The following is a 10512-nucleotide window of genomic DNA, read 5'->3' on the forward strand; positions in this document are numbered from 1 at the left end:
CCCGCTCACGGGTCTCCTGATCGAACTTGCGTGGTGCTGCCATGACCGCATTCTCCTGGTGCGTTCACGGTCTCCGCCAGACCCAGGACGGTTCAGTCGGCGCCGCGTTAGGGACCGGCGAGGCCAACGCAACCCAATACCCTTCGGTTGCGACCAGCAGGACCACCCCGGACGGCTGGACGCTGGGCGTCGGCTTGTCCGCCTATGCGGTACACGAGGTGCCCGTCCTGGATCAGTCTCCGTTCACCAGGGAAGCGTTCATCGACCTGAACAGCAATGGCGTGATCGGCGGCCACGGCCGCGTACCTGTAGACGCGGGGACCTTGACGTACGGGCTGCAGCTGGCGTGCGGCATCGATGTCTCCAACGGCATGCAACTGGGCCTGGCACTCAGTCCCAGTGTCGGTGTCACCATCTCCTATCCGCCCGCCCTGACCGCGAACGTTGGCATCACCCCGAGCGTGTCGGCGACGGTGAAACCCGGGGTGATTAACGATTTCAAGTTCGGCACCAAAACCCTGAAAGGCTCCCAGGCCGGGATGCAAATGATCGGGGTGCACATCGTCATCTCCGGCTGCCTATCCGGGATCTCCATCCGCCCCTACGCCAGCGTCGCGATCTCCACCCGCGTTAACGACACCACCACCAACGTCTACGGCAAACCCGTCACCCTCTGATCCCACCAGTATCGAGAACAAGGGAAGTTCTACGATGAAAACAGTTGGCAGAAAACGAATTATCGCTGGACTAGCCGCCTCGGCCGCGGTTGCGGCTCCGATCGTGCTCGGTGCCGGCACCGCGGAAGCATTCGTCGTGCAGCAGGTCCCAGGCGGGACCATCGTCTGGCTCGACCACGACGAAACTGTGAAGGCCGCCCATATCGGTCTTGTACGGTTCCTCGATCAGCCAGGGCTCCGGGATCACACCCGGGTGCATCTGCGGCCAGAATCGCGCTACTACAAGACCCTTCGCCCTGTTAGTGGCGGCAACTGGGCGGTCACCGGCGCTAGCCGACAGCAGATCGTGGACGAGGTAGCGAGCAAACCCGACGGGCAGGTCGGAGTCAAGTTTTCCGGCGATCCGGACAACATCATTGATGTCATCCAATACTGGCCTTCCACCGAGGACTAGGGACGTGCCACTCACCAGCGGAAACCACGCCGATGGCGATGCGTAGACACCGACTCCAGTAGCTTCAGCCGACCCGGGACACGACATGAATCAGCCTGTAGCAGCCCATAGTTCACGCGGCACTGCCTGGACCGACCGAGTTCGGCGAGGCGCCGGGGCCGCGTTTGCTACCGCGCTCCTGGCGTCTGCGACTTTGTCGCTGTTACTTGCCGCGTTCGCGACCGGGGCCGGCCAGGCACACGCTGATGCCCGCTGCGACGCGCTGCGGGCCCAGTATGGGCCGCTCTGGCCATGCGTCTCGGTGCCCACCTACAGCCCTCCGACCACACCACCCACGGTCACCACCGCACCGGCCGGGCCAACCGAAAACGGCAACGGCCCCGGCATGCACGTCGACGCCGGCCCCGGGCCCGGCGCCGGGAACGGCACCCCGATCGTGCCCGTCCCCGGCCAGAACCCGGCAACAGGATCACCGACACCGCCCGCGCAGACATCCACGATTCCGGTCGGTCCACCACCTGGTCAGACGCCAGCCAACACCATAGTCCCGACACCGAGCCAAGCAGCCGGGCCGACATTGGACATGGGCAACGCACGCCCCAACGAAAAACACCTCGACATCCGCAACGCCCACCCCGGCGACCGACACGCCCAAGACCTCGGCTTCTGCCCCCTCGGCCACCACACCGGCGGCGCCTGCATCGGCGGCAGCATCCCTGACGGTCTCACTTGGCAACATGTCCTGAAGGTATTCGGAGAATCCATTGTCGGACAGATTTTTATCGCAGGGCTGGCGATTGCTCTGGCTTACATTCTCCCTGAAGGAGCGTATATAGCAGCCATCTTGCGATTCGGTGGCGTGGTGTTCGATGAGACAATGGAACTCATATTCGGCCGCACGGTCACCAAGATCTTCATTAAGTCTATAACGCGAACGATTAGCAAAATTCTGTCGGAAAAGTTATTGCCGCCGATACTAGACCTCATACGCGGTCGACTATTCGATCGCCCGCCTCCGCTTAATGGCCCTGACAGCATCAGGCTGCCAGACGGCCCGGTCCGGCCACCTAACAACGAGCCGTTGGTTCCGCGCCCGCTACACGACGATCCGCCGCTACGCGTGTCGCCGGACCCGTCGGGACCGCCCCGAGATCCCGAACCACCACTGAAAAGCCCACCCAATATGACACCACCAACGCCGGACCAAACCCCATCTCCACCTGCGCAACAAAGCCCGCCGCCCCTGCAAAAGGACGGTACGGCCCCGCCAACACCTCCTGCACCGAACCCGGCCCCCAGTGCGCCCGGAACCGCGCCTTCCCACAACCCGACAGACCAACCCAACGCCGGGTCGAAAGGTGCAATGGGCCGCGGCTACGAATTCGGTCCAAATGGACACGACCCAGGGACGCAAAATCCGAACGAGCTAGTGTAAGGGAATCGCAATGAATCCAATGAAAACACGTAAAGCTCCGGCAGTGGTTGCAGCTATCTACGTTCTCGTGGCAGCATGTTGCATCGGGATTTTAATGGAGTGGTTGTTCGGCAACCAAAACTTCATTGTGTCTGGGCTGATATTCGGTTTCCTATTTTCGGCTGTCATATTCGTCTTAAGTCTCCTGGAGAATAGGTTTGGGCTACGAACCAAAGCAGCTGTCGTTCTCGCCGCTGGGGTTGCCTTGGCTATATTTGGGGGATGGAGACTCGGGCAAGATGACCGCGCGACTGGTTGGCTCCTGCTTGCGACAGGAGCAGTGATCGCAATCGGACACCTTGTCGACCTGGTTGTAACGAGTGAGGACACTGCTGATGGCCGATGACGAAACTCGCCCACCCGGACGCATCCGCGGATGGTGGCTTGACAATTTCGTACTACCGGACCGTGAACGTTTCGATCGAATCTACAAGAGCCGAGTTGTGCGATTCTTCGCACGACTATCTGATTTCATACCGTTCTAATCAAATTGTCAGTGTGCAATCGCAACCGAAGTGCACAGCGTTAGTTCGGTCAAGCTCGGCTCTCGCGGGCGCGGGACTCATGGCGATAAGGATGTGAGCGGCGTGCGGCTGACCGGCAATGTCGATCGTGTCTCCTGCTGCGGATGCAGGTTCCGCTCGACGCGCTGAATACCGTCGCCAGCCGGTCTGGTCCCTGTAGCCACGGGGAGAGCCGACCGCGGGCGAGCAGGATCGCCAGTCGGGCGTTGCTGTCGCGGAGTATGCGGACGCTACCTGCAGCCCGCGACCGGCGGCCGGAAAACTGCAGGTAGTTCTTTTAATAGCAGTAGAGAAAGTTTGAACACGTCGCTGATTTGGTGATCTCAGGTTGCGGTTCGGGTTCGGTGGTGTGGCGGGCGTAGCGGGAGCGAGTGGCGCGGACGGGAGCGCAGCGGACGGGAGCAGAGCGAGCGGAAGCGGAGGCCGCGGTGTTAGGACCCGGGGCTGAGGATGCTGATGATGTGGTCGGAGTTGGTCGCTAGGTAGTCGAGTGCAGAGTTTCCTTTGTCTGCTGTTGCTGCTGAGGGGCGCCCGATGACACCGGAGTTGGTGTAGGCGTGCATGCCGAGGGTGGCTAGGTGGCGCCGGTCGGGTACCTCGTGATCATCGTTCTGCCAGCCGTCGCGCAGGTACTCGGGTGCGGTGGCGAGCAGGATGGATGTTTCGAGTTCGCCGGCGTGCATGTCGTCGTGGCCGTTGGTGATCATCCCGGCTGCCGTTCGGGCTTCATCCCAGTCGTCGCGGCTGGGGTAGAGCGCAATGGTGGGCGCGGTGGTGGTGGACTGCTGAACGATATTGGACAGAACGTAGTTGCCGCCGTGTGCGTTGACGATCAGTAGGCGGCCGATGCCTTGCGCACGGAGCGATGCTGCGATATCGGCGATCATGGCGGTAAGTGTTGTCGCGCTGATGCTCACGGTACCGGGGAACGCGGCGTGTTCGTGTGAGCAGGAAAAGGTGATCGGCGGGAGCTGAAAAAGGTTATGCCGCAGGCTAACCGCGTCGGCGATCGCGGTGGCGATGAGGGTGTCGGTCACCAGTGGCAGATGCGGGCCGTGTTGTTCGAGTGCGCCGACCGGGAGCACTGCGATCGCAGCGCGGGCAGCGTCGTCGGTGCTGGTGGTGGTTGGCAGAACGGTCATTTGATGCCTCCCTCTTTCAGGATCATGTCGATGTGTCGACGGATGGTCGTCGCAATCGAGGTGTGACGTGGTCCAGGCCGGGTGATCGCTGCAGTCGTGAGGACACCGCGCAGGGAGTTGCGAGCCCGCGCTGATGGTGCGCCGGCGTAGGCGGCGAGCGCTGTCTCGTATTCGGTGTGGGCACTGGTGTAGTCCCCGGCGAGGCAGAGAGCATGTAGATAGCGTGCCCGGGCGACGGCGTGGTCGCGTGCTTGACCGGGGTTGCGCCATTGCGCGACATGGCCGGCCAGCAGTGTCATTGCGGTGGCGGCGTCCCCGAGGAGTAGGTGGGCGTACGCCATTTCGCTGTCGATATAGGACTTATCGACGTAGCCGACGAGCTTGTGTGGTGCGGCGTCGACATAGTCGTCCGCGCGGGCTTGGTGGTCAGCGACGGCATGCTGATCACCCATGTGTGCGGCCGTGAGCGCTGACTGGCGGGCGAGGATGGCATGCAGGCGTGAATCGGTTTCGCTGGCCGCGAGGTCGTGGGCCTTCTGCGCGTACATGCCGGCAAGCTGTGGATCATTTGCGGTCAGTGTGTTCGACAGGCGCATCGTCACCATCGCGTGTAGGGCAGGGTCTCCGGACATTTCGGCGTACATCTTGGCCTGATCGGTCATCGCGACCGCCTCGGTGGTGTGCCCGGATTCCTGCAGAGTCCAACCCTGTAGCTCGATCAGCCGGGCAACCAGGTGGATCAGCGTTGGACGGTGCTGCTCTGGGGCGATCTTCAGGAAGTCCTGTGCCATCGCCACATCGTCGCTGAGCTGGCGGATAGCCCAGTACGGGCCGAAGGTGTGTTCGGTCCGTACGGTAACCGACCGCCGATCCTCCAACAACGCCAATGTTTCCGGGGTGACGCGTGCTTCCAGGATCAATGGTCGCGGCAGCTGGGAATCGGTAGGGAGGCCGAACAGTTCCTCGACGCTAGTTTCGAACACTTCGGCCAGCATCTCTCGTGTCGCCGGCAACGGGTTGACGACGTCGTTCTCCCACCGCGAAATCTGCGTTATGCAGGATCCGGGATCGGCGATCAGTCCTCGATCCTCGCTGACCCTGACGACATGGCGCGCCAGTGTCTTCTGCGACCACTTACGCCGAGCGCGGGCAGCGCGAATCGCCTGACCCGGCGTCATGGGCTGCAGATTCGGAAGCGGCGCTGTCATCGCTTTCCGATTGTGCCTGATCACCGGGGGTTAATGGTGTCCTTGCGTGTCCGAATGTTGACCCCTGTTAACCCCTGTCAATTTTCTGCGGCGTCCGCGGCGGCTGTGCTGAATAGGTGGCCGGACACGCGGCCACCCACACAGAAGGCAGGAACATCATGCGTTTGAAGATCGATACCGCGACCACCCGGCACCTGGTCACCAAGGAACCGGAGCCGAAGACGAATTTCGACACCGGCGGCGCCAAGCTCGACCCGGTCACCGGTCTGGCCCAGTACGGCGTGCAGCTGCTCGCCCCGGACGAGTCTGGTGGCGAGATCATCACGGTGACGGTGGCCGGTGACCCGAAATTGACTGTCACGCAGCAGGTGACCGTGACTGGTTTGGTGGCGATTCCGTGGAGTCAGGGCGACCGCTCAGGTGTGGCGTTCCGCGCGGACTCGATCGTCCCGGCTGAGGCAGCTGCGGCCGCGGCGCGGCAGAAGTAGCCGGTCGGCCAGGACGATCCTGCACGTGATCGTCCTGGCCTTGCCGGCCCGCCGAGTCACCTATCGATTCCGGCGTCAATCTCAGCCACTTGATTTCTCGCATTCTCTTGCACTCCAAAGGATCCCCCTCATGAACGACACTCCCTCGACGACCCCGAACACTGGCGGCAAACCTGATACCACCGCAGACGAGATCGCCGGATCGATCGCCACCGGGCTATGGCGTCTGGCCCGTTTCATCCTCGTGTGGGCATGGCGGCTACCGATCGTTTCCGTCCCCGCGGCCGGCCTCAGCGTCATCTACTGGCAGACCGGGGCCGTGTGGACCATCGTTGCCGCCATCGCCACCGGCGCCGCGATCATCGCCTGGTCCGTGTACTCGCCAGTATCGTTGCGGCGCTACACCATTGACCGCATCCGGTTCCATTGCTTGGTGTGGCGACGCTACCGGTCATGGACCGCGGTCTGCACCGACTGCGGGCTATCACGCACCCGCGGCGACCAAATCCTCGTACCTGCGCTGGTCCGGGTCCAGTTCACCGCCACCGACGATGTCCTCACGGTCCGGCCGCTACGCGGGCAAACCCTCACCGACTTCCGCAAAGCCGCCGACGCACTCGCCGACGCGTTTGGCGCCGACACCATCACCGTCACCCGCCCGGAACCGGCCGTCATTCAGCTGGCGATTCGCCGTCAACAGCCGCTCGCCGAACCCATCACCCCCGCGTCCGGACCGGTCAGCGGCAGTGGCTCGGCACGGCAGTGGTCCCTGCATCTCGGGCTACGCGGCGACCGGACGCCGTGGCGGCTGCCGATCCTGGGCACCCATCTCCTGATCGGCGGGGTCACCGGCTCCGGCAAGGGCTCGGTGTTGTGGTCGCTGATCGGTGCGGCAGCAGCCTCGACCGCCACCGGCGAAGTCCAGTTGTGGGTGGCTGATCCCAAGGGCGGCATGGAATTCGGTGCCGGCACACCACTGTTCACCCGGTTCGCCTACACCCCCGAGACGATCGCCGAGATGCTCGCCGACGCTACAGCTCTCATGACCGACCGGGCGCAGCGACTACGTGGCGTCACCCGGTCGCACACCCCCACCGCGGCGGACCCGCTGATCATTGTGGTGATCGATGAACTCGCGGCCTTGACCGCATTCTGTGACCGCACCACCAAAACCGCAGTCGACAAAAACCTCGGGCTGCTGCTTACCCAAGGCCGCGCTGTCGGCGTCAGTGTGGTTGCCGCCGTCCAAGATCCATCCAAAGAGATCGTCCCGATGCGGCAACTGTTCCCGGCCCGGCTCGCGTTGCGGATGGCCGAAGCCACCCAAACCACCATGATCCTTGGCCCGGGTGCGATCGAGCGTGGCGCCGCCGCCCACCAGATTCCCGACGATCAGCCGGGCACCGGCTACCTCGCCATCGACGGCGCCGCCACACCGATCCTGGTGCGCGCCTTCCACTACACCGACCACGACATCACCGCCCTCATCCGCCGCTACGGCCGCACCACCGACGGTCAGAAGTAGAGAGGCCCGAACCAGTGTCGCCGAACCCGTCACATGCATTGCTGCCCACGCCCGCAGCAGACTTGGATGCGGCCACCGTCCGGGAAATGCTGCGCCGCGCCGGCGGCCAGCACTACCCGCGATGGGCAGCACGCGTGCAGGCGACCGGCTACTGCCTGCACCCGATCCACCTGCACCGCCGCCACGGACTCATCGCCGCCGACCGCCTCACCATCCGCTGCGGCAACCGCCGCGCTGCGGTCTGCATCTCCTGCTCCCGGCTATATGCCGGAGACACCTGGCAACTGGTCCACGCCGGCATCCTCGGCGGCCGCCACAACATCCCCGACACCGTCACCGACCATCCGCAGGTGTTTCTCACGTTGACCGCACCCTCGTTCGGGCCGGTCCACCCATCCGAACACCGCACATGGGCCGGGCAGCCCCGCCACCCCGACACCTACGACTACCGCGGGCATGTGCTCTTCGCCTGGTGGGCACCGACGCTGTGGCAACGCTTCACCATGCGGCTACGGCGACTCCTGACTGCCCAGCTGCGAGCATTGGGTGTGCCGAAAGATGCTGTGCGGCTGTCGTTCCTGAAAGTGCACGAAAACCAGGCCCGCCTCATCCCGCACTACCACGCCGTCATCCGTCTCGACCGCCCCGAACACCATGGGAATGACTGTGGTTCACAGGTTTTCCCGATCGGCAGCAGCGACCTGGCCGCCCTCGCAGTGGAGGCCGCCCGTGCCATCAACCTGCCGATCCCAGATCAATCGATGCCGGATGGCTTGCGGGAGTTGCGGTTCGGGCCGCAGATTGACGCTCGGCCTCTCGACGCATCGATAACGCAACCGCAGCGACGCAAGATTGCCGGCTACCTCGCCAAATACGTCACCAAGTCCGTCACCGATGCCGGGATCAGTCCACGCCCGATCAGCCCCGCCGCCTGCGACGATCCCACCATCGCCGCCCAGGTGAGCCCACACGTCCTGCAGATCTGGCGCACCCTGCGCGATCTCGCCGACCAGCAGCCCGACGACTATGCGGCGATGACGCGGTGGCTACACACCCTTGGTTACCGCGGACATGTCACCACCAAATCCCGCCGATACTCCACCACCCTCGGACACCTCCGCCAGATCCGTGCCCTCTGGCGCCAACAACACACCAGCACCGACAACCCCGAAGAGCACAACGACAATAGTGGCGAGAGTGCCTGTGATCCTTGGGAATTCGCAGGTGCCGGACACCTCACCAATGGCGACTACCAACTCACCCTCGCAGCCGCCCACCGGCACCTCGAACAGCTGTGGGCTCGCCGCGAGAACGCGTGGCCCTCCGGCGGTCCGCCATGACCGCCCCAACCGTCGAACGCCTCTCGACTGCGCGCAGATCGCAGTGTCACGATCACGCGTTCCGTGCCTGGCTCACCGAATCCTGCCAGCGCCAAGGAGTCCCACTCACCATCACCGACCCCACCGTCATCAACCAGGTCGCGGTCCTGCTCAAACACTGACCAAACCCAGCCACACCCGCCATAGGGCAAGACGGCGCTCGCGGCGTCGCGGCAGCACCTCCGCGACACTGTCGGTGCCAACCAATATCGTCCCGCCTATGCACGTACTCCAGTACATACAAGGTCTCGTCTCAGTCGCTATCGGTGCAGTTGGACTTGCCGTGTCAATAGTGAACAACCGTTGGTCTGACCGTCGTGATCGACAGATCAACAATCTTCTCACTCAGGCGAAAGCAGATGGGCTGTCCGAGGTGGTCCGTGAACGCCTACAACACAAGGCGCGGAACATGATTCTCTGGATCGATGCACGAGAGCGATACCCAGAGAAGGGGCATATCGGCCGGGCGATGGTGGCAGTTGTCGTCCTCGGCGTCTTTCAGCTGACTGTGACATTTCCGTTTGCCCATGGATTTCCGGGCTGGCTGACGACAGCTGCGCACGCGTCGGCGCTACTGTGGATTGTCGCCATGGTTGTCATGCTGCGCATGGTGGTTTTGGTCGAGGTTGAGTGTGCTCGGTGCCGGTTGCACCAAGTAACGAACGGCGCCGAAATCGAGCAGATCTTGCCGGCGTCCGTGTGGGCACTCACGAAGAACCAGTTTCGACGGAAACGTCATCGTGATCCCCTTGTCAGCGCGCCGACTGCGAACATCGTCCTGCGGCGAGCATGGGACATGCAGCCCGCTCGACCAAGTTCGCGAAGCTACGCGAGCGTCAATCCGGTCCCGAGATTGTCTGATCATGACGCGTGGGAATCGATTGGTGCGCAGATTGATCCGTTCTACATCAACGCGGCCATTCGCGAGATCAACGCGGATCGAACGCGCGGGCAGCAGGCGGTCGTCACAACCGCCACTGTGGCTGGACTCGGTTGATATCCAAGGATCGGGCGCCGACCGTACCGGGCGCAATGACAGCGTGATCGAGGACGGTCTTGACGATCGCGTGCTGGCGGTCGATTGATAGCTCGTCCCACCGGCCCCGCAACGACTCGCCGGTCCCGACCAGCTCATACAAAGCGCCGTCGGTGGACACGGCGGCGATGTCCTTGTGCGCCCGTTGGATCCGTTCCTCGATCGGATTGCGCGCGGTCATCCACTCGCGTGCCGTCACCGCACCATCGGCATACAGACCCGCCAGCTCATCAAGCCGCGCGGTGTCCGCGCTGATCTCCGCTGTCAGCTTCGCCGTGTCCGGGCTTTCTTTCGCCTTGCCTGCCAATGCTTTCCGCAAACCGGGCGAGTCCAGCCGGGCCAGCACCGCATCGACCAGCAGATCCTCTACGGGTACAGCAACCACAGTCAACCGGCCGCAACCACCGTGATCGGGGCCAGCGAGGCACACGTACCGTCGTACTCTGCGCTCTTTCGTTTCGCTTCTCGCGGCGGCGAACAAGGTGTTGCCGCATTTGCCGCACCGCAACATTGAACCGTCCTGGGTCTGGCGGAGACCGTGAACGCACCAGGAGAATGCGGTCATGGCAGCACCACGCAAGTTCGATCAGGAGACCCGTGAGCGG

At 63.5% G+C, this 10512-nt stretch carries 10 protein-coding genes; 7 read left to right on the forward strand and 3 right to left on the reverse strand.

What is annotated here, in order from left to right:
* Positions 1-41: 41 nt before the first annotated feature.
* Together G341_RS20470 and G341_RS23665 are read left to right on the forward strand one after the other, a co-directional pair.
* The gene (locus G341_RS20470; RefSeq protein WP_018177132.1) at positions 42-677 is read left to right on the forward strand and encodes an MspA family porin; all 636 of its coding nucleotides are present in this window, start codon (positions 42-44) and stop codon (positions 675-677) included.
* 34 nt (positions 678-711) lie between these two features.
* Entirely contained in the window at positions 712-1131 is a 420-nt protein-coding gene (locus tag G341_RS23665) for a hypothetical protein (RefSeq protein ID WP_155826662.1), read from the forward strand.
* A gap of 2429 nt (positions 1132-3560) precedes the next feature.
* Here the strand turns inward: G341_RS23665 and G341_RS0100435 are convergent.
* Positions 3561-4271: a creatininase family protein gene (locus G341_RS0100435; RefSeq protein WP_018177135.1), complete on the reverse strand. Its 711-nt coding sequence runs from the start codon at positions 4269-4271 to the stop codon at positions 3561-3563.
* Positions 4268-5449, reverse strand: coding sequence for a helix-turn-helix domain-containing protein (locus G341_RS0100440; protein WP_155826664.1), 1182 nt, complete (start codon positions 5447-5449; stop codon positions 4268-4270). The genes G341_RS0100435 and G341_RS0100440 overlap by 4 nt, the downstream gene beginning before the upstream one ends.
* Before the next feature lie 188 nt (positions 5450-5637).
* Here G341_RS0100440 and G341_RS0100445 point away from each other — a divergent pair, with 188 nt between their 5' ends.
* From G341_RS0100445 to G341_RS0100465, 5 genes are all read left to right on the forward strand, one after another.
* Positions 5638-5967 (forward strand): hypothetical protein, encoded by a 330-nt coding sequence (locus tag G341_RS0100445; RefSeq protein ID WP_018177137.1) that lies wholly within the window; start codon positions 5638-5640, stop codon positions 5965-5967.
* Between the two features lie 130 nt (positions 5968-6097).
* On the forward strand, positions 6098-7492 hold the full coding sequence (locus tag G341_RS0100450; RefSeq protein WP_018177138.1) for an FtsK/SpoIIIE domain-containing protein: 1395 nt from the start codon (positions 6098-6100) through the stop codon (positions 7490-7492).
* An 86-nt stretch (positions 7493-7578) separates the two neighbouring features.
* A complete protein-coding gene (locus tag G341_RS20475; protein ID WP_155826666.1) occupies positions 7579-8832 on the forward strand; it encodes a replication initiator in 1254 nt (417 codons plus the stop codon).
* Complete coding sequence (locus tag G341_RS23940) at positions 8829-8993, forward strand: hypothetical protein (protein ID WP_187329152.1); 165 nt, start codon at positions 8829-8831, stop codon at positions 8991-8993. The genes G341_RS20475 and G341_RS23940 overlap by 4 nt, the downstream gene beginning before the upstream one ends.
* Before the next feature lie 170 nt (positions 8994-9163).
* Positions 9164-9868 carry a hypothetical protein gene (locus G341_RS0100465; RefSeq protein WP_018177141.1) on the forward strand — a complete coding sequence of 235 codons (705 nt, stop codon included), beginning with the start codon at positions 9164-9166 and terminating at the stop codon, positions 9866-9868.
* Here the strand turns inward: G341_RS0100465 and G341_RS20480 are convergent.
* A complete protein-coding gene (locus tag G341_RS20480) occupies positions 9837-10472 on the reverse strand; it encodes a recombinase zinc ribbon domain-containing protein (RefSeq protein WP_187329153.1) in 636 nt (211 codons plus the stop codon). The two genes, G341_RS0100465 and G341_RS20480, sit on opposite strands and share 32 nt — an antisense overlap.
* Positions 10473-10512: the final 40 nt, after the last annotated feature.

Origin of the sequence: Jongsikchunia kroppenstedtii DSM 45133 (assembly GCF_000380485.1) — a bacterium.
In the GTDB taxonomy this organism is placed as follows: Bacteria; Actinomycetota; Actinomycetes; order Mycobacteriales; family Mycobacteriaceae; genus Jongsikchunia; species Jongsikchunia kroppenstedtii.

Coding starts and splice junctions, on each gene's coding strand:
- G341_RS20470 (WP_018177132.1), top strand. CDS start 42: ATGACCGCATTCTCCTGGTGCGTTCACGGTCTCCGCCAGACCCAGGAC.
- G341_RS23940 (WP_187329152.1), top strand. CDS start 8,829: ATGACCGCCCCAACCGTCGAACGCCTCTCGACTGCGCGCAGATCGCAG.
- G341_RS0100440 (WP_155826664.1), bottom strand. CDS start 5,449: ATGACGCCGGGTCAGGCGATTCGCGCTGCCCGCGCTCGGCGTAAGTGG.
- G341_RS0100445 (WP_018177137.1), top strand. CDS start 5,638: ATGCGTTTGAAGATCGATACCGCGACCACCCGGCACCTGGTCACCAAG.
- G341_RS20480 (WP_187329153.1), bottom strand. CDS start 10,472: ATGACCGCATTCTCCTGGTGCGTTCACGGTCTCCGCCAGACCCAGGAC.
- G341_RS0100450 (WP_018177138.1), top strand. CDS start 6,098: ATGAACGACACTCCCTCGACGACCCCGAACACTGGCGGCAAACCTGAT.
- G341_RS0100435 (WP_018177135.1), bottom strand. CDS start 4,271: ATGACCGTTCTGCCAACCACCACCAGCACCGACGACGCTGCCCGCGCT.
- G341_RS23665 (WP_155826662.1), top strand. CDS start 712: ATGAAAACAGTTGGCAGAAAACGAATTATCGCTGGACTAGCCGCCTCG.
- G341_RS20475 (WP_155826666.1), top strand. CDS start 7,579: ATGCTGCGCCGCGCCGGCGGCCAGCACTACCCGCGATGGGCAGCACGC.